Raw genomic sequence first — 26,489 nt, forward strand, 5'->3', positions numbered from 1 at the left:
TATAGACCTATAATAATATGGGGCTATAGCTCAGCTGGGAGAGCGCCTGCCTTGCACGCAGGAGGTCAGCGGTTCAATCCCGCTTAGCTCCAAATAAATCTTTATTTTTTCTTAAATAACAAAATATTTCAAAAGAATCTTTGTTTTTTTTGAAACCCATCATTTTTTTTAAAATAAAATCATCTGTTCTTAAAAATATATTTATTTTTTTCTCATTATAGAGATAAAATGGAAAAATATTTTTTTTTAAAAATATTTTTTTTTGTACTTTTCTATAATAATGTTTAAGATTATTATCTTCTGGTAAAAAATTCATAGAAAAAATTAAATTAGATAAAGTGTATTCATGAGAACAACATAAAATAGTATCATCTGGAAATGAATTAATTAGTTGAATCGAATAATACATACTTAGATAATTATCTTGAAAAACTCGACCACAACCAGCTGAAAACATCGTATCTCCACAAAAAAAATATGGTTTTAAATAATATGAAATATGATTTAATGTATGACCTGGTGTAGAAATTACATCAATATCATTTTCTAATAAATGTATTTTATCTCCACCTTTAACAATTTGATGAATACTATAATTTTTTTCTTTTTTAGGACCAAAAACAATAATTTTAGGATATTTTTTTACAATGTTTTTTACTCCATCTACATGATCTCGATGATAATGAGTGATTAAAATAGCTTGAGGATTTAATTTTTTTTGGATAATTGTTTTTATTACAAGATTAGATTCACCTGGATCGACAATTATACAAGAATTATTTTTGTCATATAAAATCCAAATATAATTATCTTTTAATGCCAATACATTTGTTAAAATCATAATTTTCCCGTTAGTTTATTAAAAAAAATTTTTTCATAAAATTCATCTTGAATCGATGGATTATTCGCAGATTGACGTGCAATTTGATCACATCGTTCATTTTCTGTATGACCATTATGTGCTTTTACCCAAAACCATGTAATACAATGTTTTTTTATTAAATCATTAATACGTAACCATAAATCTATATTTTTTACTAATTTTTTATTAGTTGTTTTCCATTTTTGCTTCTTCCATTTTGATATCCAGTTTGTTACTCCTTGTTTAACATATTGACTATCTGTAAAAATTTCAACGGTACAAGATTGTTTTAAAAGTTCTAATCCTGAGATTACACCCATTAGTTCCATTCGGTTGTTAGTGGTTAAAAAAAAACCTGAAGTTAATATTTTTTCTTTTACATTATAACGTAATATGGTTGCATATCCACCCGATCCTGGATTTCCTAAACAAGAACCATCTGTAAATATTCTGACTAATTTTAACATTATATTAAATATTCCGAAAGACTAGTTAAATTAAGCATGATAAATAATAAAAAAAGAATAATTATATTAGATACTGAAACTACTGGTATGAATAATTTTGGAAAACCTTATATTAATCATAGAATTATTGAAATTGGAGCTGTTGAAATTATTAATCGTCGTTTTACAGGAAATAATTTTCATGTATATATTCAACCTAATAGATTAATAGATTCAAATGCTTTAAAAGTTCATGGAATTACTAATGATTTTTTATTAGATAAACCATTGTTTAAAAATATAGCTAAAAAGTTTTTTCAGTATATTCGAAATTCTCAATTAGTAATTCATAATGCACCATTTGATATAGGATTTATAAATCAAGAATTTTCTTTATTAACAAATAAAATAATAGATATATCAAAGTTTTGTTATATTATTGATACTTTAAAAATTGCAAGAAAATTATTTCCTGGAAAAAAAAATACATTAGATGCTCTGTGCAATCGATATAAAATAAAAAATTCTCATAGAATTTTACATGGTGCTCTTTTAGATTCGTTTTTATTAGGTAAATTATATCTTTTAATGACGAGTGGTCAAGAATCGATGTCATTTTATAATAATATTGAAAACACAAAAAATTTTGAATCTTCTGGTAAATTAATAATAAATAAAAAAAAATCTTTAAAAATATTGAAAGCAAATCAACAAGAACTAAAACTTCATGAAAAATATATAAACTATCTAAAAAATATAAAATAAAAAACTAATTTATAAAAATTAAATTATCAATAACTATAAAAAGATGATTGACTGATTTTTTTAAAATATGTACAATGATAGAAGTATAAAAAAGGTGCGGTAGTTCAGTTGGTTAGAATACTGGCCTGTCACGCCGGGGGTCACGGGTTCGAGTCCCGTCCGCACCGAAAAAAATGAAATATTTTAAAAAAAATTTTACTTTTTCAAATTTAAGTTACAATGATGTATAAAAAAACTATTGATTTTGAATTAAATACTGCATTAAACGTTTTAAAAAATTTTTTAGAAAATAAAGATCAAATAAAAAACATTGAAAAATCTGCTATTTTAATTTCAGAAGCATTTAAAAATAAAAAAAAAGTAATTTCCTGTGGCAATGGAGGATCACATTGTGATGCTGTTCATTTTGCAGAAGAGCTCACTGGTCTTTATAGAAAAAAAAGATCTGGATATCCAGCAATACCTATTTCTGATGTAGGACATATTTCAGCAATAGGAAATGATTTTGGATATGATTATATTTTTTCACGTTATATTGAAAGTATAGGAAACTCTAGTGATATATTATTAGCAATTTCCACTTCAGGAAATTCTAGTAATATTATTAATGCAATAAAAACAGCACGTAAAAAAGAAATGAAAATAATTGTATTAACAGGAAATGATGGAGGAAAAATTAAAAAATTATCTGATATTGAAATTTGTGTACCATATTACGGTTATTCAGATCGAATACAGGAAATTCATATAAAAATTATTCACATATTAATATTAATTATTGAAAAAGAAATGAAAAAAAATAATCAATAGTTTTATTTCAATAGTTTAAAATCCTAAAATAACTACAAATTATTTCCACTTTGCTAATAAATACTATTTTATAGTTTTGGAATTTTTCATGAGTGAGAAATATATTGTCACTTGGGATATGCTTCAAATTTATACGCGAAAGTTAGCTAGTCGATTACTCAAAATAAATTCTTGGAATGGAATTATTGCTGTTAGCAGAGGTGGTTTAGTTCCTGCTTCTTTATTAGCAAGAGAGTTAAGTATTCGATATGTTGATACAATATGTATTGCAAGTTATAATTATGATTGTCTACAAAAAAATAGAAAAATTATAAAAAAAACAAAAAGTAATAGTGAAAAAATCATTGTAGTAGATGATCTTGTTGATACAGGTGGAACTGCAAATATTATTCGAAAATTATATCCAAAAGCATATTTTGTAACTATTTTTGCAAAACCAATGGGTAGATTATTAGTAGATGATTATATCATTGATGTCGATCAAAATATATGGATCGAACAACCTTGGGATATGTCAATATCTTACATTCCCCCTCTTATTAAAAAAAATTAAAATATTTTGAATTTATTAACATTTTTTAAATTTTTTCATGCAAATAAGTATTAAGTATATTTATAAACTACATGAAAAAGGATATATTTATGATAAATAAAATAAAAATAACAGATGAAAAAAATACAAAAGATACAATAAATGATTTAAATAATGAAAATAATGATTTAATTAATATTTTACAAAATAAATTAAAGATATCTGAAGAAAAAATAAAAGAAATAATTTTAAATCAAAATAAAGAAGTTTTTCAAGTAAAAAACAGATTAAAAATTGAATTTGACAAATATCAAAAATTTTCTTTAGAAAAATTAATTATTGAATTTCTTCCAATTATAGATAATATTGAACGTGCTTTTAATTTAATACAACAAAAAAACGAAAAAAAATATATTGAAATTTTAAAAAATATCGAACATGTTCTATCTTTAATAAAAACTATGTTTACTGAATTTCAAGTATCTAAAATAAATGATATAAAAATTGAATTTGATCCTAACATTCATCAAGCAATATCTGTTAGATATAATAATGAAATTGAATCTAATCAAATACTTGAAGTGATGCAATCTGGTTATATAATTTATAATTCTCGTTTATTACGTCCTGCAATGGTTGTTGTATCAACAAAAAACATTGATTGTTCTTAGAACATTAAAAAATTATAAAATTAAAAATATTATTTTTAAATTTTTAATAATTGTTTCAAAGAGTGATGTTTATTTCTTCTTCTTTCTTTTGGATCTGTTATTAAATTTCTGTAAATTTCAATTCGATCTCCATTTTTTATTTTCTTATTTAAATGAACTAATTTATTATAGATTCCTACATTATTTTTATAAAATTGAATATTTTCTACTATACTAAGTAAATTTGATGCTAAGATAGCATCTTTTACAGTTGAATTAGATTTCATATAAACTGTTTTAATATATTGTATTTCTGATAAAGCATAAATTATTGTAACTTGAATCATATTCGTAAAATTTAAATTTTTTATATTATTTATAAAGAATGTATTAACAAAATTTTTTTAAAAAATCAATTTATAATTAAAAAATATTTAAATAAATTTTTTTGGATTATATCTAACTATGTTAAATAAAAAAAAGCATAATTTAAAATTATCTACTATTTGTACAAATAAAAAAGCATATTATAATTATTTCATAGAAGAAGTATTTCAATCAGGTTTAGTATTAAAGGGATGGGAAATTAAATCTATTAGATTAGGTAAGATAAATATTTCTGAAAGTTACATTAGTAATTATTCAAATAATAACAATTCCAATGAGATGTATCTTTGTAATTCTATTATTCAACCTTTGCAAACTACGTCAAATTATTTGTCTTGTGATTCAATAAGAAAAAGAAAATTGCTTTTACATAAAAACGAAATAAATTACTTATCTATAAAGAAGAATCAAATAGGTTACACTTTAATTGCACTTTCTTTATTATGGAAAAAATCTTGGTGTAAATTAAGTTTCGGATTAGCGAAAGGTAAAAATAAAATAGACAAAAGAGAAGAAGACAAAAAAAATACATGGAAAAAAGAAAAGCTGAGAATCTTAAAAAAAACTAATATGTGTTAAAAATATTTCATGAATACTAATAAAGATGAATATTGGATGAAAATTGCTCTAAAAAATGCATATTATGCTCAAGAACAAGGAGAAATACCTGTAGGTGCAATATTAGTTTTAAAAGAAAAAATTATTGGAACAGGTTGGAATAGTTCCATTACTCAAAATGATCCTACTGCTCATGCTGAAATTATAGCTTTACGTCAAGCTGGAAAAAACATAAAAAATTATAGATTTATAAATACTACATTATATGTCACATTACAACCCTGTATAATGTGTTTTGGAGCTATTATACACAGTCGTATTGAAAGATTGGTATTTGGAGCAAGTTATAAAAAAGATAAAAAATGTCCCTTTGAAAATATTTTTTTAGAATTACAAAAAAAATATCGATTAAAAGTTCGAAAAAATATTATAGAACCTAAGTGTTCTCAAATATTAATTAATTTTTTTAAAAACAAAAGAAAATAATTTATTTAATTATTTAACTTTCTAAAATTACTATAGCGTGTGCGTATAATTTTTCATCAGATATACTAACATGTATAGATTTACATTTTATTTCTTTAAATTTTTGAAAAGCATGATCTAAAAAACGAAAATTTGGTTTTCCTAGAATATTGTTATATAATTCTAATTGTTTAAAAGTGATTCCATAATTGATACCTGTTCCTAATGCTTTAGAAGCAGCTTCTTTAGCTGCAAATTTTTTAGCAAGAAAATGAATTTTATTTTTATATATAATATATTCTCTCCATTCTTGTATAGATAAAATTTTTTTAGCTAACTTATTTCCAAATTGAAAAAAAATTCTTTTAATACGTTTAATTTCCACAATATCTGTTCCTATACCAATAATAGGCATAAAATAAACTCCTTTTAACATTTTTAATAAAAAATATAATTTTGCTTTTAAAATTAGTTAAAATATTTTAAGTATTTTAACTAATTTTAAAAAATAAAGTTATTTTTAATGTTCTTTAATTTTTAATTTTTCTATTACCCATATTGATAGATGTACTTTTTTATCATTTTCTTTTTCTAGATAGTATCTAGATGACATACTAATTTTTTTAATAATGTCTCCTTGAGTACCAATAACAATTTTTTTTTGTCTTTTATTATTTACATAAATAATTGCATTAATATATAGTTTTTTATAATTATATTTAATTGACTCAACTTTTACTGTCAATATCGATGGTAATTCATCTCTTAAAAAAAATATTGCTTGTCTACGAATAATTTCAGATATAGAAAAATTAAAAGAATTTGTAGTAATATAATTTTTAGGAAAAATATGTTGATTTTTTGTTAAATATGTTTGTACAATTTTTTCCAATGAAAAAATATTTTGTCTTTTTTTTACTGAAATAGGAATAATTTCTGTTGAATTAGTTTTTTTTGAAAGCATATCAATATATGATAAAATATTATTTTTATTGAATAATTTATCCATTTTATTGATTACATAAATTATTGGAATATTAATTTTTTTTATTTGATTATAAATAATTTCATCTTCTTTTTTCCATATATTCCTATCTATAACAAATATAATTAAGTTTGTATTTTTTATGATATTTAAACTTTTTATATCATGATAGCATACTCCAGGTGTGTCTATATAAATAGATTGATAAATTTCGTGATTCTTGATACCTATAATATTACTTTGTGTTGTATTTTTCTTTTTTGACGTAATGGAAATATTTTTTCCAATTATTTCATTAATTAAAGTTGATTTTCCAACATTCGGTCTTCCGATAATAGTTATATATCCACAATATTCTTGTTTTTTATTCACTCTACACCTAATTGAATTAATGCTTTTTTAGCTGCGTCTTGTTCGGCTTTTCTTCTACTTGTTCCTTTTCCAATGAACAATTTTGAATTAATGCTTATTTCACAATGAATGGTAAATAGTTGATTATGAGCTTCTCCGCATACTTTTACTATAAAATATGTAGGTAATGATAAATGTTTAGATTGTAAATATTCTTGTAATCTTGTTTTTGGATCTTTCTGTATATCTCCAGGACTTATTTTTTCTAAACGTTTTTCATACCATTTAAGTATTAATTCCTCTACTGTTTTAATATTGCTATCTAAATAAATGCTTCCAATTAAAGCTTCCACAGTATTTGCTAAAATAGATTCACGACGAAATCCTCCGCTTTTTAATTCTCCTTGACCTAATTGTAAATATTCTCCTAAATCAAATTCATATGCTATTTCTGCCAGTGTATTTCCTTTCACTAAAGTTGCTCTCATACGACTCATATCTCCTTCGTCAATCGATGGAAAATGTTGATATAAAGCATTAGCAATTACAAAACTTAATATAGAATCTCCCAAAAATTCAAGTCTTTCATTGTGATTGCTGCTTGCACTACGATGTGTAAGTGCTTGCCTTAATAAATCTTTATGAGTAAAAGTATATCCCAATATTTCCTGTATTTTATTTGCTACGATGTGGTTCATGTTATACCAATTTCAATGACATTTTAATTGATTTTTATATATAACAGGAAAAACAGTAAAATTTGACAGAACTAGAAAAAATATTTTAAAACTTATTAAATAAATATTATATATTTATTTTTAATATATCTTATTTCCAATTCTATTAATACGTATACCTGTCGGCCATTCATTTTCTTTTTTTTCAAAACTCATCCATATTCTTAAAGCTTTTCCTAAAATATTTTCTTCTGGTACAAATCCCCAATAACGACTATCTAAACTATTATCACGATTATCTCCCATTACAAAATACTTATTTTTTGGTATTATCCAATTAAATTTTGATATTTTATCTTGTTGATAGTAATGATCTGTTTGGTTTTTAACTTCATCTAATAATAATATATTATGTTTAAAATTATTAATATTTTCTTCCATTACTTTAAAGTAAATAGAATTATATATTTTTTCTTTTTTTAGATTATTGTCTTGGAAGAGATATATTTTTTGAATAAATGCAGTTAACTGTTTATTTGAATAATGAATAGGCAATGCATTTTGACAATTATGTGTATTTATGTAATTAACACAAATTTTAATTTTTTTATTATTGTATTCAATTTTATCTCCTGGTAATCCTATTATACGTTTAATATAATTTATATTAGATTCTATAGGATGTTTAAAAACTATTATATCTCCACGTTGTGGGTGTTTATTCTTTATTAAGGTTGTATTTGTAATTGGTTCTTTAATTCCATATGAAAATTTGTCTACTAAAATAAAATCTCCAACTAATAGTGTTGGCATCATTGAACCTGAAGGAATCTGAAATGGTTCATATATAAAAGAGCGTATTATAAAAACAATAAAAAACATTGGAAATAAAGATGATATAGATTTAAAAATATTTTCTTGATTTTTAAAAAATATTTTTTTGTTTAAAAGAATCTTATTTCTTTTTTTTTATTTAAAAAATAATTAATAATCAATTGTATATGAATAAAAAACCAAAAAGAACCTGTAAATAATATACTAAATATTAAAAATAAAGTTAATATATTAGGCATTTTTTTCCTCTTTTTTAATTATTAATATTTAAAATAGTAAGAAACGCTGTTTTTGGCATATTTACATTGCCTATTTTTTTCATTCTTTTTTTACCATCTTTTTGTTTTTTTAATAATTTCTTTTTTCTACTAATATCACCACCATAACATTTCGCTAATACATTTTTTCTTAACTGCTTAATTGTAGCTCTAGCAATAATTACATTGTTTATGGTTGCTTGAATACTAATATCAAATTGGTGTCTAGGTATTAGTGTTTTCATCTTATCAACTATTTCACGAGCTCGATATTGCGCATTTTTATAGTATGAAAGAGTAGTTAATGCATCAACTCGTTCTGAATTAATTAATATATCTATTCGTACTATTTTAACTGATTTAAAATGTTTAAAGTCATATTCTAATGATGCATATCCACTGGAAATTGATTTTAATTCATCAAAAAAATTTAAAACAACTTCACTCATTGGAATATAATATTTTAAAGCAACTTGGTTTGAATGATAAACTAAATCAATTTGTATGCCTCTTTTTTTTATACATAATTTCATTACTGAACCGAGAAATTTAGGAGGTAATAAAATATTACATTCAGCAATTGGTTCTTTAATTTTTTTAATTGTATTAAGTAAAGGAAAATTTGAAGGACTATCTAAATAAATTTTTTTCCCGTTAATTAATTCAATTTGATAAATAACAGTTGGCGCTGTTGAAATTAAATCAAGGGAATATTCTCGTTCTAATCGTGCTTGTACGATTTCCATATGTAACAAGCCTAAAAACCCACATCTAAAACCAAATCCAAGAGCATTAGAATTTTCTGGTTCATAAAATAAAGAAGAATCATTTAAACTCAGTTTTTCTAATGCATCTCTAAATGTTTCATATTGATCTGATGTGACTGGAAATAGACCTGCATAAATTTGTGGTTTTATCTGTTTAAATCCAGTTAACATGATTTCTGATGGATTATGATAATTAGTTAAGGTATCTCCAACTGGAGCGGCTGAAACATTTTTAATCCCACATATAATCCAACCTACCTCACCGCATTTTAGTTGTTTTTTATTTATTTTTTTAGGTGTAAATATACCTAATTGTTCAACAAAATAACTTTTTCCAGTACTCATTACTTGTATTTTATCTTTTTGAGATATAAATCCATTTTTAACTCTTATTAAAGATACTACACCTAAATAATTATCAAACCATGAGTCAATTATAAGAGCTTGTAATGGATCTTTTTCATTTCCATTAGGATAAGGAATATGAGTAATAATTTTTTCAATAAGTTGTGGAATACCTTCACCTGTTTTTGCTGAACACTTAACAGAATTAGATGCAGAAATTCCAATAATATCTTCAATTTCTTTTATAACTCGTTCTGCATTGGAGCTGGGTAAATCAATTTTATTTAAAACTGGTAATATTGATAAATTCATTTCTAAAGCAGTATAACAATTAGCTAATGTTTGAGCTTCTACACCTTGAGTAGCATCAATTACTAACAATGCACCTTCGCAGGCTGCTAATGATCTAGAGACTTCATAAGAAAAATTTACATGACCAGGTGTATCAATAAAATTTAATTGAAAAATATTTCCTTTTATATCCGTATAATCAATCATTACACTCTGTGCTTTAATTGTAATCCCTCTTTCTTTTTCTAAATCCATAGAATCTAAAACTTGATCAGACATTTCTCTTTCAGATAATCCACCACATGCTTGAATTAAACGGTCTGATAAAGTTGATTTACCATGATCAATATGAGCGATAATAGAGAAATTTCTTATATGTTTCATTTTTTATTTAGCTTATTTTAAAATGAATTAGAAATATTTAATTGTAATTAGATTTTTAATCTAAAATTTATTTTATATTAATATTTTTGAAAAGTATAAATATTTAATATATTTCTTATTTTTATTTTCATATAATATATTCTAGTTGTTTAATTATATTATATTTAATAATTTTTTAAAAATTATACATAAATTATGTATTTATTTTTTAAGATTATTAAATATAATTTTCTTTTGATAAAAAACAAGATGTTATTTTTTATGATAAAACAAAAAAAAAAAGTTATCATTGCTATGTCTGGAGGTGTTGATTCATCTGTTGCTGCATGGTTTTTAAAGAAACATACCTATTTAGTAGAAGGTTTGTTTATGAAAAACTGGGAAGAAAATGATAAAGAAGGTTATTGTCATTCAGAAAAAGATTTATCTGATGCTGAAAATGTTTGTAAAAAATTAAATATCTATCTTCATAAAATAAATTTTTCTCAAGAATATTGGGAACAGGTATTTAAACATTTTTTAAAAGAACATAAAAAAGGAAATACTCCAAATCCTGATATATTATGTAATAAAGAAATTAAATTTAAATTATTTTTTAATTATGCTATTAAACAACTCCAAGCAGATTATATTGCTACTGGTCATTATGCTCGTATTTGTAAAAAAAATGGAATTCATTATCTTTTAAAAGGAATAGATTGTAATAAAGATCAAAGTTATTTTTTATATACTTTAAAAGCTGATCAATTAGAAAAAATTTTATTTCCTATTGGTTCATTTAAAAAAACTCAAATCAGAATAATTGCAAAAAAAATCGGTTTAACAGTCGCAGAAAAAAAAGATTCTACTGGTATTTGTTTTATAGGCCCAAAAAATATAAATAGTTTTCTTTCTTATTACATGACAGAAAAAAAAGGTAATATAATTACAACTAATGGAGAAATTATTGGAAAACATAATGGTTTATTTTATTATACTTTAGGACAACGTAAAGGTTTAAAAATTGGAGGAATACAAGGAAAAGATGATATGCCGTGGTATGTAGTTGAAAAAAACATAAAAACAAATTCATTAATTGTAGCTCAAGGATCAAATAATTTACATTTAATGTCAAAAGGTTTAATAGCTGAAAAAATTGATTGGATAAATAATATTAAATTTAAGTTTCCATTTTTTTGTAAAGCCAAAATAAGATATCGTCAAAATGATCTCTCTTGTAAAATAAAATATATAGATAATTTTTATATTAAAGTCCTATTTGATGTACCTGTAGTTGCTGTTACACCAGGACAATCAGTTGTTTTTTACTTATCTGATATTTGTATTGGGGGGGGGGTTATTAAATATAAATTACCATTACTTTAATTCTTTATATTTTAAATAAATTTATATCTTTTATCATATAATTATTTTATTCAAATTGATTTTTTTAAGACATTCTTAAAAATAGGAATATAAAATATGAATTTAAGTTTATTAACAGCTATTTCCCCTATTGACGGTCGATATTTTAAATCAACCAAATCATTACGATATATATTTAGTGAATTTGGTTTTTTAAGATATCGTCTTCAGGTAGAAATTTTATGGTTAAAAAAAATAATCAGCATGCATAAAATGCTAAAACTGAAAAAGTTAGAATATAAAGATATATCATTTATTGATGATATTTTAAAAAATTTTACTATAAAAGATGCAATATATATAAAAAATATAGAAAAAAAAACTAATCATGATGTTAAGGCATTGGAGTATTTTTTAAAAGATAAATTTTCTCAATCAACAAGATTATCATTGATATCAGAATTCATACATTTTTCATGTACTTCAGAAGATATTAATAATATAGCTTACGCTTTAATGATCAAAGATTCTATTAATCAAGTTCTTTTACCTTTGTGGTCTGAAATAATTAATTTTTTAAAAAAATATTCTATTCAATATAAAAATAGTTCTTTATTATCTATGACTCATGGACAGCCAGCAACTCCGTCTACTATGGGTAAAGAAATATTAAATTTTTATTATCGCATTCAACGTCAATTTTTTAAGTTAAAGAAAATAGAAATATTAGCAAAATTTAATGGAACTACTGGAAATTATAATGCACATGTAGCAGCATATCCATATATTAATTGGCATATGATTAGTAAGGAGTTTATAACATCATTAAATCTTATTTGGAACCCATGTACAACCCAAATTGAACCACATGATTATATTGCAGAAATATTTGGATGTATATCTCTTTTTAATACTATATTAATTGATTTTAATCGTGATATTTGGGGATATATTTCTCTTAATTATTTTAAGCAGATACCAATAGATCATGAAGTAGGTTCATCTGTAATGCCACATAAAATAAATCCTATTGATTTTGAAAATTCAGAAGGTAATTTAGGATTATCAAATGCTTTAATGCATCATATGATCAATAAACTACCAATTTCTAGATGGCAACGTGATTTAAGTGATTCTACAGTTTTAAGAAATATAGGAGTAACACTATCTTATTCAGTAATTGCATATTATTCAATGTTAAATGGTATGAAGAAATTACAAATCAATAATGCTCAACTTTTAACAAACCTCAACCAAAACTGGTCAGTTTTATCTGAGGCAATTCAAACCGTTATGAGACGATATAATATTCAAAATTCTTATGAACAATTAAAAAAATTAACTCGAGGAAAAGAAATAAATCAAATTGATTTACATAAATTTATTTCTAATTTAAATATTCCAGAAATAGAAAAAAAACGTTTAAAAAAAATGACTCCAGTAAATTATATTGGATCTGCTATTCAAATTATAGAAGAGATAACTGCATAAATATATTTTTAAATTTATTTTTTTAAGGAGTTTTTCTTATGATATTAAAAGCTCTTATTTTTTCAATTATTTTTATATTAGGCTGTCATAAGCCTTTAAACATAAAAAAAAATTTTTCTTTAAGTAAAAAACAAATAGAAAAAACAATTTATCATTGGAATTATTTTATTAAAAATGCATCAAATAAATACAATGTTGATGAAAAGTTAATTAAATCTATTATATATGTCGAGTCTTCTGGAAACCCTTTTGCTAAAAGTAGTTCTAATGCAATTGGATTAATGCAAATCAAACCATCTGCAGCAGGTTTAGATATATATCGTCTAAATAGAAAGAAAGGTCAACCATCTGTAAAGGAATTATATAATCCTAGAATTAATATAAACATTGGCACTTCATATCTTCGTTTATTACAAAAAAGAAATTTACTTGGTATTAAGAATAAAGAAATAATGAGATATGCAACTATTGTTTCTTATGTAAATGGAACTAGTGCGTTATTAAAAATATTTGCTAAAGATAAACATACTGCAATAAAAATTATCAATACTATGACAATAAAAAAATTTTTTCAATATATAAAAAAACATCCTTCTAAACAAGCATTAAATTATTTAGAAAAAGTAATAAAAATTTATAAAATAATTTAGATATGTTTTTGTTTTTTATAAATGAGTAAAATTATATGTTATTTACTAGAAAAAATTTATACATATACAATTTACTGTTGGAAATTTAGAATGGGATTTTTAAAAGGTAAAAAAATTTTAATAACTGGTATATCTAATGAGAGATCAATTGCATTAGGTATAGCAAAAGCTTTATATGAACAAAAAGCACAGTTAATTTTTGTATGTCAAAATAAAAAAATTATCAATAAAATTAAATATTTAATTAATTCAATGAGTGTTAATACTACTTTTTTTTGCGATGTATCTAATGACGAAAATATTAAAGAACTATTTTTTAATTTAAAAAAAACATGGAGTAGATTTGATGGATTTATCCACTCAATTGCTTATTGTCCTAAAGAAAAAATGTATAAAGACTTTATTGAAAGTAGTACTAGAGAATCTTTTAACTTAGCTCATGAAATCAGTTCGTATAGTTTTTTAAGTATGGCAAGAGAATCGAAAAATATGTTAAATAAATTTTCTTCTCTAATTACATTATCTTATTTAGGATCACAAAGAGTTGTATCTAATTATAACATGATGGGACTTGCTAAAGCTTCTTTAGAATCTAATGTTCGATATATGGCATACTCATTAGGTAAAAAAAATATTAGAGTTAATGGTATTTCATCTGGACCTATTAAAACTATATCTTCTTATCAGATCAAAAATTTTTCTAAAATACAAAAATATCAAAAATCAGTTTCATTAATTAAAAGCGATATTACTAGCAGACAAATAGGAAATGTTGCTGCTTTTTTATGTTCGAATTTATCTATGGGAATAACGGGTTCAATTATTTATGTTGATAATGGTTTTAATGTTAATGTACCTAATAGAACAATTTAAAACCAAAAATTTTTTAATAAAATTTATCTATGATAATTTATAAATAAGTTATATATTAAAATTTCTTAAATAATAAAATTATTTGTTAAATAGTTAGGTCTTATAATTATGTTCCAAAACAATCCATTACTTAAACAATTAAAAAAAAATTTACATAAGCAAACACCACGGGTTGAAGGAATAGTAAAAAGTACCGAAAAAGGGTTTGGTTTTTTAGAAGTTGATGTACAGAAAAGCTATTTTATACCACCTAAAAATATGAAAAAAGTTATGCATGGAGATAAAATATCAGCTGTATTACAAATTGAAAAAAATCGTGAAGTAGTTAATCCTGAAGTATTAATTGAACCTTTTTTAAAAAGATTTGTAGGACAAATTGAAAAAAAAGATAATAAATTATTTATTCTACCAGAATATCCTTTTTTAAAAGATCTAATTATAATATGTTATCCTAAAAAAAATTATACCAGTTCTTTTCAAACCGGAGATTGGGTTGTAGCTAATTTAGTACAACATAAACTTAATGGTCATGCTGTATTTTCTGCTGAATTAATTGAAGAAATAGTAAAAAACAATGATCCATTAACACCATGGTGGGTAACTTTATCACGTCATAATCTCGAAAAAAAAGCACCTTTAATTGAAGAACAAGATTGTTTATTAAAAGATTGTTTTAAAAGAAAAGATTTAACAAGTTTTGATTTTATTACAATAGATAATACTAACACAAAAGATATTGATGACGCTCTATTTATTAAAGAAACTAATAATGGAAATTTTTGTTTAACTGTAGCTATTGCAGATCCCACTTCGTATATAGAAAGAGGAAGTAAATTAGATATCATTGCTTCTAAAAGAGGTTTTACAAATTATTTGCCAGGTTTTAATATTCCTATGTTACCTAGGGAATTATCAGAAAATATATGTTCATTACTTCCTAACAAACGTCGTCCAGTTTTAGCATGTTCTATAACAATTAATAAAGATGGAAATATTTCTAATATAGCTGATTTTTTCTTAGCATGGATTAAATCAAAAGAAAAATTATCTTATGAAGATGTATCAAATTGGATTGAAAAAAAAGGATTATGGAAACCATCAAACAAGTCTATTCAAAATCAAATTTCTCTTTTACATCAATTATGTTTATCACGTATAAAATGGCGAAAATTAAATGCAGTATTATTTAAAGATAGTTTAGAATATAGATTTCAGTTTTCTGAAACGGGCATAGTAAAAAGTGTAGTTGTTGAAAAAAGACGAATCGCTCATAAAATCATTGAAGAATCAATGATAATAGCAAATATTGTAGCTGCAAATTTTTTATCAAAAAATATTGGATTCGGAATATATAATATACATGCTGGTTTTGATTCTATTAATGCTGAAAATACAGTTTCTTTCTTAAAAAATTATAATTTAAAATTTACTGTAAAAGAAATAATGACATTAAAAGGATTTTGTAATCTAAGACGTGTTTTAAATATTTTATCAAATGATTACATTAACAGTCGTATTCGTCGATATCAATCTTTTGGAGATTTTAGTACTACGCCAAGTCCACATTTTGCACTAGGATTTTCAGAATATGCTACTTGGACATCACCTATTCGAAAATATAGTGATATGATTAATCATCGTTTATTAAAATCAATTATTAAAAAAGAAAAAATTATTAAGCCTAACGAAGAGATTAAATTAAAAATCAGTGAACAAAAACGTAAAAACAGAATAGCTGAAAGAGATGTTTCAGATTGGCTTTATACCATACTTTTACAGAAAAAAGAATATCAAAATAAAAAATTTTCTGCTGAAATTACCGATGTTTCCAGAAGTGGAATACGAGCTAAAATAATAGAAAATGGTGCAAATGTTTTTATTCCTGCATTATTTTTACATCCTATTCGAGAAGAATTAATATTAAATCAAGAAATAGGACAAGTATTTATTAATGGTAATTTATGTTATAAAGTTTCTGATGTAATTCAAATAATATTATGTGAAATTCGATTAAAAACAAGAAATATTATTGCAAAACCTGATTATTAAATATGGATTTAATATTTTAAAATAATTTAAAATTAAACTTATTTATTTTTTTAAAGATGCAACAAGTTTAATTATTTTAAATATTTTTTAAGATAATTTTAATAAAATTAAAAGAATTTAAATATTAATTAAGAGTTCAATATGCATATTTCAATTTTTGATTTTTCTATATATATAAAGTTTTTTATAAGTTTATGTGCACTAGTAAATCCAATCGGAATGATTCCTATTTTTACCACCATGACTGCTCATCAAAATACCTTAGAGCGGAAAAAAACTAATTTAATAGCAAATTTTTCTGCATTTTTAATACTATTCATATCATTATTTTTAGGTGATAGTATTTTAAATATTTTTGGTATCTCTATTAATTCTTTTCGTATTGCAGGAGGTCTATTAATTATGGGTATTGCTTTTTCTATGATTAATGGGAAATTCACAAAAAAAAAGAAAATAAAAAAAGATAAAGAAGAAATACATGAGAATATTAGCGTTGTTCCTTTAGCTATGCCTTTAATTGCAGGACCAGGTGCTATTAGTTCAACTATTGTTTGGAGTACATATTATTCTACTTGGTTAAATTTGATTGGATGTACTATATCTATTTTTTTGTTTTCTTTATTTTGTTGGCTGTGTTTTCGAGCTGCCCCATGTGTAGTGGAAATATTAGGGAAAACAGGTATTAATATTATTACGCGTGTTATGGGTTTATTATTAATGGCTTTGGGAATTGAATTTTTTAGTGTTGGAATAAAATCTATTTTAAATGAATTATTGCATTAGCGTTAAAAATATTATTTAATTTTTTACTTATTATATATAATTTTGGATATTTCATTGAAAAATAAAATTATTTTTTTTAAAAATATAGGATTAATAGATTGGATTAAAATTGTTAATGAAATGAATTATTTTACAGAAAAACGCAATAGTTTTACATTCGATGAAATCTGGTTTGTAGAACATTATCCTATTTTTACACAAGGTTTATTAAAACAAAATTATTCAATAATATCTAAAAATAATTTTATTAATGATATTCCTATAGTAACCGCTAATAGAGGTGGTCAAATTACATATCATGGTCCTGGACAACAAATATTATATTTTTTAATTGATTTAAAACGTAGGAAAATTAATATTCGTCAATTAATAGATATTATTCATATTTTAATAATTGATACTTTAAAGTATTTTTCTATTAAATCAAATATCAAAAAAAATGCTCCGGGAGTTTATGTTAATAATAAAAAAATATGTTCTTTAGGATTAAGAATTAAAAAAGGTTGTACTTTACATGGTTTATCATTAAATGTTGATATGGATTTAACTCCATTTGATTATATTTACCCTTGCGGAGATATATATATGAAAATGACACAAATAAAAGAATTTAATTTTTTTTTAACATTAAAAGATATTCGTATTATTTTAATAAAAAAACTAGCTCAATTATTAAATGTTAAAATTATAAAAAAATAATATTTTTAAAAATTTTCAAATATTTTAAAAATCTTTTTTCTCAATTAGTGATAATGAAATTTATGAATAAAAAAATAAATTTAATACCTATTAAAAATATTTTAGCAAAAAAAAGTAAATTAAATAAACCAGACTGGATAAAAATTAAATTACCTATTCATACGTCTCGTATAAATCAAGTAAAATATGCTTTGCGAAAAAATAATTTATATTCTGTTTGTGAAGAAGCAAATTGTCCAAATTTATCAGAATGTTTTAATAATGGCACTGCAACTTTTATGATTCTTGGAGCTATATGTACTCGAAATTGTCCATTTTGTGCAGTATCACATGGAAAACCTAAAAATTTGAATTTAGAAGAACCTAAAAAATTAGCAAATACTATATTTGATATGGGAATAAATTATGTAGTAATTACTTCCGTTGCAAGAGATGATTTATATGATGGTGGTGCACAACATTTTGTTAATTGTATGAATTCTATTAGAAATAAAAATAAAGTAAAAATTGAAATATTAGTTCCAGATTTTAGAGGTAGAATTGAATTGGTTTTAAATATTTTTAATTCAGAATTACCTGATGTTTTCAATCATAACATAGAAAATGTACCTCGACTCTATAAAAAAATACGTCCTGGAGCAAATTATAAAAAATCATTGTTATTATTAGAATCATTTAAAAAAAAATATAATCAAATTCCTACTAAATCAGGTTTAATGATAGGAATAGGTGAAAAAGACAAGGAAATTACTCAAGTAATGAAAGATCTTTATTCCAGCGGTGTTACGTTATTAACAGTAGGACAATATCTTCAACCTAGTAAAAATCACCTTCCAGTAGAACGTTACATATCACCTCTAGAATTTGAAAATATTAAGAAAGAAGCAATATCTATTGGTTTTAAAAATGCATATTGTGGACCTTTTGTACGTTCGTCATATCATGCTAGTTTTCAAAATTAATATATAAAAATAATCAATTATATTTGTTTAAAATATTTTTAATATTATTAAAAATTAAATATTTATAAAAAATAAAATATAAATTATTTCAATAGAGGTTAAATAGTGTTAAAACTTAATTATTCTAATATTCCTAAAATTATTATTGCATTAGACTTTTATAATAAAAAAGAAGCTATGAAATTAGTAAATCTTCTTAATCCATCTTTATTTTATTTAAAGATTGGAAAAGAAATATTTACAATTCTAGGAAAAAAATTTATCAATGAATTACATAAATTAGGATTTAATATATTTTTAGATTTAAAATTTCATGATATTCCTAATACTGTTTTTAATGCGACTAAAGCAGCAGCAGACCTAGGAATATGGATGTTAAGTGTTCATGCTTCTGGTGGGAAAGAAATGCTAATATCTGCTAAAAAAGCATTAGAATCATTTAAAAAACGTCCTCTATTAATTGCAGTTACAGCACTCACCAGTATAACACAAGAAGATTTAAAAGATATTGGTATTAAAATTTCATTACAAGATTATATTTTAATTTTATCTAAACTATCCCAAGATTGTGGTTTAGATGGTGTTGTATGCCCAGGTAAAGAAGCAAAAAAAATTAAATTATTATGTGGTAATGAATATAAAATAGTAACACCAGGAATTAGATGTTTGAATGATTCTGCTTTTGATCAACATCAAATTATTACTCCAAAACAATCTAAAAAATTTCCAATAGATTATATAGTTGTAGGACGTTCTGTTACTTATTCAAAAAATCCAATTAAAAAACTAAATTTCATCATACAATCTATGCAATAATATTTTTATATATTTATATTAATTTAAATTTATATAGTTCGAATAGAAATAAAGGAGTTTTTATGAAATTAATTAAAATAGAAAAGGCTATATTACCTACTCGTTGGGGAAATTTTATTATATTTGGATTTGAAGAAAAAAAGAACGGGAAAAATCATATTGCCCTTGTTTATGGGGATATAAAAAAAAACGTACCTATTCTTTCTAGAATACATTCTGAATGTTTAACAGGAGATGCTTTTTTTAGTTTAAGATGTGACTGTGGAGATCAATTAAAAATGTCGATGAATAAAATCGCACATGAAGGAAGTGGTATATTAATATATCATCGTCAAGAAGGAAGAAATATTGGTCTTCTTAATAAAATTAAAGCATATTCTCTACAAGACCAGGGATTAGATACTGTAGAAGCAAATTTAAAACTTGGTTTTTCTGCAGATGAACGAGATTTTTCATTGTGTGCTGATATTTTTAACATTTTAAACGTAAAAAAAATTCGATTATTAACTAATAATCCATATAAAGTAGATATGCTTATTTCTGCTGGAATTGATATTGTTGAAAGAGTTCCTCTTATAGCTCAACAAAATGATAAAAATTATTATTATTTAAAAACTAAAGCAGAAAAAATGGGTCATTTACTATTTAAGTAAAAATTTTTTAAAAAGATATATATAATACAATTTTTATACTATTTAATAGTATTATATGTGTGTTTTAAAAAATTTTGTACTATTTTCAATAGAAGGGGTTTTTATAAACCCCAACTTAATTATTTAAGTTATTTAATTTTTTTAATTGTAAAACTTATTATCTTGTATTTTTAAAAATAATTTATATAAAAATATAATTGATTTTTAATTAGTATTTATAATAATGGACTTAAAAAATAAAAAATTTTTTCTAATATTTTTTTCCAATGTGCACGATTAGACCAAAGATCTTTATCTAATAATTCAGAGTGAGAAATGTATTCTTGTTGTATTAAAGATAATTTATTACTAAAATTATTATCATCAATGACTAAAGTAATTTCAAAGTTTAACCACAAACTTCTCATATCTAAATTAGCTGTACCAATCAAACTAAGTTGACGATCAACTAATATGCTTTTGCTGTGTAATAATCCATTTTTAAATTGATAAATTTTTACTCCTGCTTCTAATAATTCACTAAAAAAAACTCTACTTGCCCATTTTACTAAAACAGAATCATGATATAATGGTATAATAATACTAACTTTTACACCTCTTTGTGCGGCTGTACAAATAGCATGTAATAAATCATCGCTAGGAACTAAATATGGTGTAGTCATGATTAATTCATGTCTTGCTGAATAAATTGCGGTTAATAAAGCTTGATGAATTACATTTTTAGGAAAACCAGGTCCAGATGCAATTACTTGAACGCTAGAATTTTGATTAGATATATTCTGTAACATTTCTTTATTCGGCAATTTAGGTAAAATTTTGAAACCTGTTTCAATTTCCCAATCACATGAGTAAATCATACCTATCGTTGTAGCTATAGGTCCTTCAATTCGTGTCATTAAATCAATCCATTGACCAATTCCTGAAGATTTTTTAAATAAAATTGGATCTACTAAATTCATACTTCCAGAGTATGAAATATAATTATCAATTAATATTATTTTTCTATGTTGTCTTAGATCTAATCGACGTAAAAACATTCTTACTAAATTAACTTTTAATGCTTCTACAATTTGAATACCAGATTTTTTCATTCTTTGAACCCAAGGACTTCTAAAAAAATCAAGACTACCAGCTGAATCTAGCATAAGTCTACACCGTATTCCTCGTTTCGCAGAATCAATTAGTGCTATTGCTACATCATCAGCAAGTCCTCCTGGTTTCCAAATATAAAATACCATTTCAATATTTTTTCGAGCTAAATAAATATCACGAATTAAAACGCTAATAGTTTTTTTGTTATCACTTAATAGTGTAATTTTATTATTTTTAATACCAGACATTCCTTGTCTATGCTTACAAAGTTGAAATAAAGAAGTTGCCACTTCACTATTTTTTATTTGAAAAATATATTTACAAGATTTAAGTTGATTAAGGTATTGATTAGATATAGACCAAATTTTTTTTGCTATTCTTTTATGTCTTTTTTCTAAATAAAATTCACCGAAAAAAAACCAAATTGCAATTCCAATGAAAGGAATAATATAAATAGTTAAAAGCCAAGACATAGAAGAAGGTATACTACGACGTTTAATTAAAATACAGTAGGTAATATGAACAATTAGTAACCAGTATATTAAAACAACGCAACACGTAGTTGAATCATAAAAAATATCCATTCATTTGAAGGTCCTGTTTATACTTTTTTGAAAAAAGTTTTTTATTTAATTGAATTTGATATTGCGTAAATAATTTTATTTATTTGATAATGATAAAAAAATATTAATTTTTTTATGAAACATTTAAAATTAAATTTATTTTTTAACACTTTAAAAAAAGTAATATTTTTTTAAATTAATATATTAATATTATTACTTTTTTAAAGTGTTAATTTTTATTAAAAATTTTTTATTTAATTTAAAATATTTTAAATAATACTCATAGGCAACAATTCACGAGGCTTTCCCATTTGGTCAATTGCTACATAGATAAATATTGCTTCTGTAGCGCAATAATATTGACCTAATGGTTGAGAATAAATTTTTTTAATCCATACTTCTACATTGATAGTAATTGAACTTTTACCAATTTTTATACAATTTGCATAACAACTTACAATATCACCCACTGATACAGGTTTTAAAAAAGTAATTCCATCTACTCTAACAGTCACAACTTTGCCTCCTGCTATTTCTTTAGCTAATATAGCTCCTCCCATATCCATTTGTGACATGATCCAACCTCCAAATATATCACCATTTGCGTTAGTATCTGAAGGCATTGCAAGAGTTTTTAATACAATTTTTCCCTTGGGTAATGATTTATTTTGTTTTTGCATTATTAAAATATTCACTTTATTATATATTTAAATTATATAAAAAATTACTTCTTTTTTAATGTTTTATAATTTATATAAATGCTTGTAGTTAAAATAGAAACAAGCATTAAAATTGAGAGTCCAAAAACTTTAAAATTTACCCAAGTTTCTTCTGAAAAATAAAACGCTATATAAAGATTTAAAATACTACAAAATAAAAAAAATAATGCCCAAAAAAAATTAATTTTTTTCCAATAAATATCAGAAAGTTTTATATTTTTTTCTAGGAATTTTTGTATTATTGGTTTTTTTTCATAAAACTGACTTATCAATAATACAATAGAAAAAAACATATAAATTATTGTTATTTTCCATTTGATAAATTGACTATTATGAAAAAATATAGTCAATGATCCAAAAACAGTAATTAAAACAAAACTAATTAAATTAATTTTATCTATTTTTTTATAGATAATCCAATGTAATATACAAGTTACACCTGATATAATAATTAAAAATTTAGATGCTATGAAAATATCATATATTTTATAGAATATAAAAAAAGTTATTATTGGTAATAAATTTAGTATTTTTTGCATATTAAGACCTAAAAAATTTTTGATTTTTAAGTTCGTAAAAATAACATATAAAATCTAAATAAATATATTATTAAAATAGAAAAAAATACATTCATATTGATATTTAATATCAAAAAAATAAAATTTTTATTTATTAAGTGTATATGTAGTAAAATTTTTGTTAAAATAAATTTTATACACATCCAAAGCAATACTCCTGTACCTACAATATTAATATATTTCCAAGAAATGGAAATACTTAAGCGTATAGATTCTATTAAAGTATTTTTTTGAAACGATAAAATAATAGGTGATAAAGCAAGTAATATTGATAAAAATATACCTGGAAGAATAAAGAACATAAAACCGATTTGAATAATAATATTAGTAATACAATTTAATATAAATAAACTTGGTAAAATTTTAGCTAAAAAAAACATCGAAGATGTGATTTTTTGTTTTTTGCTATTAGATAAATATGTAATTAAAGTAATTATACTTCCTAATAAAAAAGTTTTGCTAGTTAAAAATTCAATTATTTTAAATATTGAATATTTTAATAATTCTTTTTTTTCATATTCTGTCATATTATTTATAAAATCAAAAACTGAATAAGAATTAATAAATTTATTATTTTCTATTATAGAAATAATATGCATGTCCGGTTTAATTAATATATTTATTAGAATGCTTATAACAGTAGTTATAATAGATATAAAAAAAATAGTTTTTATTTCTTTAGACACAAAGTGATATGTATCATTATATAATTCACGGATTGTAATAAACATATGTATATCCCCTATAAATATTTTATAAAATTTTAAGATAATACATATTATTTTAGATTAATATATTTTTTAAAAATAAAGTTTTTAAAAATTTATTTAAATACATTTTGTAGATTGTATTAATTTAAAACTAAAATTTTTTATTTTTTTTATCATTTCTTTTTCGTTATTTAAATTTTGTTCAATAATACTTATAATTGCTGAGCCACATATTACACCATTAGTACCTGATAAAATTGATTTTTTAACTTCTATAGCATTTTTAATTCCAAAACCTTGTAATAATGGAAGGGTATTGTATTTTTTTACTTTTTTTATAAATTCATTTGAAAGTGTAATTCTTTTTTTATCAAGACCAGTTACACCAGGACGAGATAATAAATAAATATAACCCTTTGCATATAAAGCAAGTTGAGATAAAAAATTTTCATTTGCATCAGGAGGACATATGAAAATAGAGTCAATATTAAATTCATTAGCATATTTATAGAAAATATTATATTCTTCAATAGGAACATCAGCTATTAATACAGAATCTAAATTACATTTTGAACATTTTTCATAAAAATTCTTGATACCCTGATTATATATAATATTAGCATATAATAATATACCTATAGGTATGTTTAAATATTTTTTACGTAATATTTGAATAACTTCAAAACACTTTAAAATACCATAATTTTTAGATAAAGCACGTAAATTTGATTTTTGAATAATAGGGCCATCTGCTAATGGATCTGAAAAAGGAATTCCTAATTCCAATGCATCTGCACCATTTTCAATTAATGTTTCAATAATTTTTATTGATATTTCTAAAGAAGGGTCGCCTATAATTACAAATGGCACAAAACATCCCTCTTTAAGTAAAGTTTTTTTTTGAAATATTTTTTTATAACGGTTCACAATTTCTTCCTGTTTTTTAAAATTTCACTTACTGTAAAAATATCTTTATCTCCACGACCAGAAAGATTAACAATCAAAATTTGACTTTTATCAGGATTTTTATTCATTATTTTTAACGCATAAGCTATTGCATGAGAAGACTCTAAAGCTGGAATAATACCTTCTTTTTTAGATAAAATTTGAAAAGCCTCTAATGCTTCTGTATCAGTAATTGAAACATATTCAGCACGTTTAATACTATGCAGCCAAGCATGTTCAGGACCAACTGAAGGAAAATCTAAACCAGCAGAAATAGACCAAGATTTTTGAATTTGACCCTCTTTATTTTGCATTAAATAAGACTTCATTCCAAAATAAATACCTGTACTGCCATGATTTAATGGAGCACCATGTTTTCCTGTACTTATACCTTGACCAGCTGGTTCTACACCAATCAAATTAACTTTTTCATCTATAAAATCAGAAAATATACCAATAGCATTTGATCCACCTCCAACACATGCAATAATAGAATCTGGTAATTTTTTTTCTTGTTTTAAAATTTGTTTTTTTGTTTCTTCTCCAATAATTTTTTGAAACTCTTTAACAATTCTTGGATAAGGATGTGGACCAGCAGCTGTGCCTATCATGTAATGTGAATTTTTATAACTATCAGACCAATCTCGTAATGCTTCATTACATGCGTCCTTTAAAGTACCAGAACCACTTTTAACAGATATAACTTCTGCACCCATTAATTTCATGCGAAATACATTTGGTTTTTGACGTTCAATATCTTTAACACCCATATAAATTCGACATTTTAAATTTAGCAGCGAACAAGCAATTGCAGTAGCTACACCATGTTGACCAGCACCAGTTTCAGCGATAATTTCTTTTTTATTCATTTGTATTGCTAACATTGCTTGACCTAGTACTTGATTAGTTTTATGTGCTCCGCCGTGTAATAAATCCTCTCTTTTTAGATAAATATGTGTTTTTGTACCTTGAGTTAAATTTTTACATAAAGTTAATGGTGTTGGTCTTCCTGCATAATTTTTTAAGAGATATAAAAATTTTTTTTGAAAATTTATATCTTTTTTTGCAGCAATAAAATTTTTTTCTAACTCATACAGAGCTGGCATCAATATTTGAGGAACATACATGCCTCCAAATTCTCCAAAATAAGGATTGAGTAAAGTCATCTAAAGTTATTCCTTTTGTTTATGAAAAAA

29 protein-coding genes, 2 tRNA genes and 1 pseudogene are annotated in these 26,489 nt (G+C 23.4%); 18 read left to right on the forward strand and 14 right to left on the reverse strand.

What is annotated here, in order from left to right; translation table 11 throughout:
• Window positions 1-19 precede the first annotated feature (19 nt).
• Window positions 20-92, forward strand: a tRNA-Ala gene (locus FQV33_RS00195).
• On the opposite strand, the gene gloB is transcribed toward FQV33_RS00195, so the two are convergent.
• Together gloB and rnhA are read right to left on the reverse strand one after the other, a co-directional pair.
• Window positions 74-841: a hydroxyacylglutathione hydrolase gene (gene gloB / locus FQV33_RS00200; protein WP_158347522.1), complete on the reverse strand. Its 768-nt coding sequence runs from the start codon at window positions 839-841 to the stop codon at window positions 74-76. The two genes, FQV33_RS00195 and gloB, sit on opposite strands and share 19 nt — an antisense overlap.
• Window positions 838-1,329, reverse strand: a complete 492-nt coding sequence (rnhA, locus tag FQV33_RS00205; protein ID WP_158347524.1) for a ribonuclease HI — start codon at window positions 1,327-1,329, stop codon at window positions 838-840. The genes gloB and rnhA overlap by 4 nt, the downstream gene beginning before the upstream one ends.
• A gap of 36 nt (window positions 1,330-1,365) precedes the next feature.
• On the opposite strand from rnhA, the gene dnaQ reads away from it, so the two are divergent.
• From dnaQ to FQV33_RS00230, 5 genes are all read left to right on the forward strand, one after another.
• A complete protein-coding gene (gene dnaQ, locus FQV33_RS00210) occupies window positions 1,366-2,073 on the forward strand; it encodes a DNA polymerase III subunit epsilon (protein WP_158347526.1) in 708 nt (235 codons plus the stop codon).
• A 93-nt stretch (window positions 2,074-2,166) separates the two neighbouring features.
• Window positions 2,167-2,240: transfer RNA gene (locus FQV33_RS00215), tRNA-Asp, on the forward strand.
• A gap of 55 nt (window positions 2,241-2,295) precedes the next feature.
• The gene (gene lpcA, locus FQV33_RS00220) at window positions 2,296-2,883 is read left to right on the forward strand and encodes a D-sedoheptulose 7-phosphate isomerase (RefSeq protein ID WP_158347528.1); all 588 of its coding nucleotides are present in this window, start codon (window positions 2,296-2,298) and stop codon (window positions 2,881-2,883) included.
• Window positions 2,884-2,971: 88 nt separating this feature from the next.
• Window positions 2,972-3,436 carry a xanthine phosphoribosyltransferase gene (gpt, locus tag FQV33_RS00225; RefSeq protein WP_158347530.1) on the forward strand — a complete coding sequence of 155 codons (465 nt, stop codon included), beginning with the start codon at window positions 2,972-2,974 and terminating at the stop codon, window positions 3,434-3,436.
• An 89-nt stretch (window positions 3,437-3,525) separates the two neighbouring features.
• Window positions 3,526-4,086: a nucleotide exchange factor GrpE gene (locus FQV33_RS00230; protein WP_158347532.1), complete on the forward strand. Its 561-nt coding sequence runs from the start codon at window positions 3,526-3,528 to the stop codon at window positions 4,084-4,086.
• 35 nt (window positions 4,087-4,121) lie between these two features.
• On the opposite strand, the gene FQV33_RS00235 is transcribed toward FQV33_RS00230, so the two are convergent.
• Window positions 4,122-4,412 (reverse strand): RnfH family protein, encoded by a 291-nt coding sequence (locus FQV33_RS00235; protein WP_158347534.1) that lies wholly within the window; start codon window positions 4,410-4,412, stop codon window positions 4,122-4,124.
• Window positions 4,413-4,530: 118 nt separating this feature from the next.
• Here FQV33_RS00235 and smpB point away from each other — a divergent pair, with 118 nt between their 5' ends.
• Both smpB and tadA read left to right on the forward strand, forming a co-directional pair.
• Entirely contained in the window at window positions 4,531-5,031 is a 501-nt protein-coding gene (smpB, locus tag FQV33_RS00240; RefSeq protein WP_158347536.1) for an SsrA-binding protein SmpB, read from the forward strand.
• A 9-nt stretch (window positions 5,032-5,040) separates the two neighbouring features.
• Window positions 5,041-5,496, forward strand: coding sequence for a tRNA adenosine(34) deaminase TadA (gene tadA / locus FQV33_RS00245; protein ID WP_158347538.1), 456 nt, complete (start codon window positions 5,041-5,043; stop codon window positions 5,494-5,496).
• A 13-nt stretch (window positions 5,497-5,509) separates the two neighbouring features.
• Here tadA and acpS read toward each other — a convergent pair whose 3' ends face one another.
• From acpS to lepA, 5 genes and pseudogenes are all read right to left on the reverse strand, one after another.
• Entirely contained in the window at window positions 5,510-5,890 is a 381-nt protein-coding gene (gene acpS / locus FQV33_RS00250) for a holo-ACP synthase (RefSeq protein WP_158347540.1), read from the reverse strand.
• A 105-nt stretch (window positions 5,891-5,995) separates the two neighbouring features.
• Entirely contained in the window at window positions 5,996-6,832 is an 837-nt protein-coding gene (era, locus tag FQV33_RS00255; protein WP_158347542.1) for a GTPase Era, read from the reverse strand.
• A complete protein-coding gene (rnc, locus tag FQV33_RS00260; protein WP_158347544.1) occupies window positions 6,829-7,509 on the reverse strand; it encodes a ribonuclease III in 681 nt (226 codons plus the stop codon). Before rnc ends, era begins: the two co-directional genes overlap by 4 nt.
• A gap of 120 nt (window positions 7,510-7,629) precedes the next feature.
• Window positions 7,630-8,561: pseudogene (gene lepB / locus FQV33_RS00265) on the reverse strand (signal peptidase I).
• Between the two features lie 14 nt (window positions 8,562-8,575).
• Window positions 8,576-10,366, reverse strand: coding sequence for a translation elongation factor 4 (gene lepA, locus FQV33_RS00270; RefSeq protein WP_158347546.1), 1,791 nt, complete (start codon window positions 10,364-10,366; stop codon window positions 8,576-8,578).
• A 261-nt stretch (window positions 10,367-10,627) separates the two neighbouring features.
• On the opposite strand from lepA, the gene mnmA reads away from it, so the two are divergent.
• From mnmA to ribA, 10 genes are all read left to right on the forward strand, one after another.
• A complete protein-coding gene (gene mnmA, locus FQV33_RS00275; RefSeq protein WP_158347548.1) occupies window positions 10,628-11,731 on the forward strand; it encodes a tRNA 2-thiouridine(34) synthase MnmA in 1,104 nt (367 codons plus the stop codon).
• 96 nt (window positions 11,732-11,827) lie between these two features.
• Entirely contained in the window at window positions 11,828-13,201 is a 1,374-nt protein-coding gene (gene purB / locus FQV33_RS00280; protein WP_158347550.1) for an adenylosuccinate lyase, read from the forward strand.
• Between the two features lie 38 nt (window positions 13,202-13,239).
• The gene (locus FQV33_RS00285) at window positions 13,240-13,851 is read left to right on the forward strand and encodes a transglycosylase SLT domain-containing protein (RefSeq protein ID WP_158347552.1); all 612 of its coding nucleotides are present in this window, start codon (window positions 13,240-13,242) and stop codon (window positions 13,849-13,851) included.
• A gap of 90 nt (window positions 13,852-13,941) precedes the next feature.
• Window positions 13,942-14,724: an enoyl-ACP reductase gene (locus FQV33_RS00290; RefSeq protein WP_158347554.1), complete on the forward strand. Its 783-nt coding sequence runs from the start codon at window positions 13,942-13,944 to the stop codon at window positions 14,722-14,724.
• 108 nt (window positions 14,725-14,832) lie between these two features.
• Window positions 14,833-16,773, forward strand: coding sequence for an exoribonuclease II (rnb, locus tag FQV33_RS00295; protein WP_158347556.1), 1,941 nt, complete (start codon window positions 14,833-14,835; stop codon window positions 16,771-16,773).
• A gap of 141 nt (window positions 16,774-16,914) precedes the next feature.
• A complete protein-coding gene (locus FQV33_RS00300) occupies window positions 16,915-17,556 on the forward strand; it encodes a YchE family NAAT transporter (RefSeq protein ID WP_158347558.1) in 642 nt (213 codons plus the stop codon).
• A 54-nt stretch (window positions 17,557-17,610) separates the two neighbouring features.
• Entirely contained in the window at window positions 17,611-18,255 is a 645-nt protein-coding gene (lipB, locus tag FQV33_RS00305) for a lipoyl(octanoyl) transferase LipB (protein WP_158347560.1), read from the forward strand.
• Between the two features lie 53 nt (window positions 18,256-18,308).
• Entirely contained in the window at window positions 18,309-19,217 is a 909-nt protein-coding gene (gene lipA, locus FQV33_RS00310) for a lipoyl synthase (protein ID WP_158347562.1), read from the forward strand.
• Window positions 19,218-19,322: 105 nt separating this feature from the next.
• Entirely contained in the window at window positions 19,323-20,033 is a 711-nt protein-coding gene (gene pyrF / locus FQV33_RS00315; protein ID WP_226856630.1) for an orotidine-5'-phosphate decarboxylase, read from the forward strand.
• Window positions 20,034-20,095: 62 nt separating this feature from the next.
• Window positions 20,096-20,686 (forward strand): GTP cyclohydrolase II, encoded by a 591-nt coding sequence (ribA, locus tag FQV33_RS00320; protein ID WP_158347566.1) that lies wholly within the window; start codon window positions 20,096-20,098, stop codon window positions 20,684-20,686.
• A gap of 215 nt (window positions 20,687-20,901) precedes the next feature.
• Here the strand turns inward: ribA and cls are convergent, their stop codons facing one another.
• The 6 genes from cls to trpB form a co-directional block, all read right to left on the reverse strand.
• A complete protein-coding gene (gene cls, locus FQV33_RS00325; RefSeq protein WP_158347568.1) occupies window positions 20,902-22,362 on the reverse strand; it encodes a cardiolipin synthase in 1,461 nt (486 codons plus the stop codon).
• A 248-nt stretch (window positions 22,363-22,610) separates the two neighbouring features.
• A complete protein-coding gene (gene yciA, locus FQV33_RS00330; RefSeq protein ID WP_158347570.1) occupies window positions 22,611-23,021 on the reverse strand; it encodes an acyl-CoA thioester hydrolase YciA in 411 nt (136 codons plus the stop codon).
• Window positions 23,022-23,065: 44 nt separating this feature from the next.
• On the reverse strand, window positions 23,066-23,599 hold the full coding sequence (locus tag FQV33_RS00335; protein WP_158347572.1) for a septation protein A: 534 nt from the start codon (window positions 23,597-23,599) through the stop codon (window positions 23,066-23,068).
• A gap of 26 nt (window positions 23,600-23,625) precedes the next feature.
• Window positions 23,626-24,369, reverse strand: a complete 744-nt coding sequence (locus FQV33_RS00340) for a YciC family protein (protein ID WP_158347574.1) — start codon at window positions 24,367-24,369, stop codon at window positions 23,626-23,628.
• Between the two features lie 96 nt (window positions 24,370-24,465).
• Entirely contained in the window at window positions 24,466-25,275 is an 810-nt protein-coding gene (gene trpA, locus FQV33_RS00345; protein ID WP_158347576.1) for a tryptophan synthase subunit alpha, read from the reverse strand.
• On the reverse strand, window positions 25,272-26,459 hold the full coding sequence (trpB, locus tag FQV33_RS00350; RefSeq protein WP_158347578.1) for a tryptophan synthase subunit beta: 1,188 nt from the start codon (window positions 26,457-26,459) through the stop codon (window positions 25,272-25,274). Before trpB ends, trpA begins: the two co-directional genes overlap by 4 nt.
• Between the last annotated feature and the right edge of the window lie 30 nt (window positions 26,460-26,489).

It is taken from the genome of Buchnera aphidicola (Aphis fabae), assembly GCF_009069125.1.
In the GTDB taxonomy this organism is placed as follows: Bacteria; Pseudomonadota; Gammaproteobacteria; order Enterobacterales; family Enterobacteriaceae; genus Buchnera; species Buchnera aphidicola_BB.

What these genes read in the sequence shown, in the direction of transcription:
- gloB (WP_158347522.1), bottom strand. Translation starts at nt 841, where the DNA reads ATGATTTTAACAAATGTATTGGCATTAAAAGATAATTATATTTGGATT.
- rnhA (WP_158347524.1), bottom strand. Translation starts at nt 1,329, where the DNA reads ATGTTAAAATTAGTCAGAATATTTACAGATGGTTCTTGTTTAGGAAAT.
- dnaQ (WP_158347526.1), top strand. Translation starts at nt 1,366, where the DNA reads ATGATAAATAATAAAAAAAGAATAATTATATTAGATACTGAAACTACT.
- lpcA (WP_158347528.1), top strand. Translation starts at nt 2,296, where the DNA reads ATGTATAAAAAAACTATTGATTTTGAATTAAATACTGCATTAAACGTT.
- gpt (WP_158347530.1), top strand. Translation starts at nt 2,972, where the DNA reads ATGAGTGAGAAATATATTGTCACTTGGGATATGCTTCAAATTTATACG.
- FQV33_RS00230 (WP_158347532.1), top strand. Translation starts at nt 3,526, where the DNA reads ATGATAAATAAAATAAAAATAACAGATGAAAAAAATACAAAAGATACA.
- FQV33_RS00235 (WP_158347534.1), bottom strand. Translation starts at nt 4,412, where the DNA reads ATGATTCAAGTTACAATAATTTATGCTTTATCAGAAATACAATATATT.
- smpB (WP_158347536.1), top strand. Translation starts at nt 4,531, where the DNA reads ATGTTAAATAAAAAAAAGCATAATTTAAAATTATCTACTATTTGTACA.
- tadA (WP_158347538.1), top strand. Translation starts at nt 5,041, where the DNA reads ATGAATACTAATAAAGATGAATATTGGATGAAAATTGCTCTAAAAAAT.
- acpS (WP_158347540.1), bottom strand. Translation starts at nt 5,890, where the DNA reads ATGCCTATTATTGGTATAGGAACAGATATTGTGGAAATTAAACGTATT.
- rnc (WP_158347544.1), bottom strand. Translation starts at nt 7,509, where the DNA reads ATGAACCACATCGTAGCAAATAAAATACAGGAAATATTGGGATATACT.
- lepA (WP_158347546.1), bottom strand. Translation starts at nt 10,366, where the DNA reads ATGAAACATATAAGAAATTTCTCTATTATCGCTCATATTGATCATGGT.
- mnmA (WP_158347548.1), top strand. Translation starts at nt 10,628, where the DNA reads ATGATAAAACAAAAAAAAAAAGTTATCATTGCTATGTCTGGAGGTGTT.
- purB (WP_158347550.1), top strand. Translation starts at nt 11,828, where the DNA reads ATGAATTTAAGTTTATTAACAGCTATTTCCCCTATTGACGGTCGATAT.
- FQV33_RS00285 (WP_158347552.1), top strand. Translation starts at nt 13,240, where the DNA reads ATGATATTAAAAGCTCTTATTTTTTCAATTATTTTTATATTAGGCTGT.
- FQV33_RS00290 (WP_158347554.1), top strand. Translation starts at nt 13,942, where the DNA reads ATGGGATTTTTAAAAGGTAAAAAAATTTTAATAACTGGTATATCTAAT.
- rnb (WP_158347556.1), top strand. Translation starts at nt 14,833, where the DNA reads ATGTTCCAAAACAATCCATTACTTAAACAATTAAAAAAAAATTTACAT.
- FQV33_RS00300 (WP_158347558.1), top strand. Translation starts at nt 16,915, where the DNA reads ATGCATATTTCAATTTTTGATTTTTCTATATATATAAAGTTTTTTATA.
- lipA (WP_158347562.1), top strand. Translation starts at nt 18,309, where the DNA reads ATGAAATTTATGAATAAAAAAATAAATTTAATACCTATTAAAAATATT.
- ribA (WP_158347566.1), top strand. Translation starts at nt 20,096, where the DNA reads ATGAAATTAATTAAAATAGAAAAGGCTATATTACCTACTCGTTGGGGA.
- cls (WP_158347568.1), bottom strand. Translation starts at nt 22,362, where the DNA reads ATGGATATTTTTTATGATTCAACTACGTGTTGCGTTGTTTTAATATAC.
- yciA (WP_158347570.1), bottom strand. Translation starts at nt 23,021, where the DNA reads ATGCAAAAACAAAATAAATCATTACCCAAGGGAAAAATTGTATTAAAA.
- FQV33_RS00335 (WP_158347572.1), bottom strand. Translation starts at nt 23,599, where the DNA reads ATGCAAAAAATACTAAATTTATTACCAATAATAACTTTTTTTATATTC.
- FQV33_RS00340 (WP_158347574.1), bottom strand. Translation starts at nt 24,369, where the DNA reads ATGTTTATTACAATCCGTGAATTATATAATGATACATATCACTTTGTG.
- trpB (WP_158347578.1), bottom strand. Translation starts at nt 26,459, where the DNA reads ATGACTTTACTCAATCCTTATTTTGGAGAATTTGGAGGCATGTATGTT.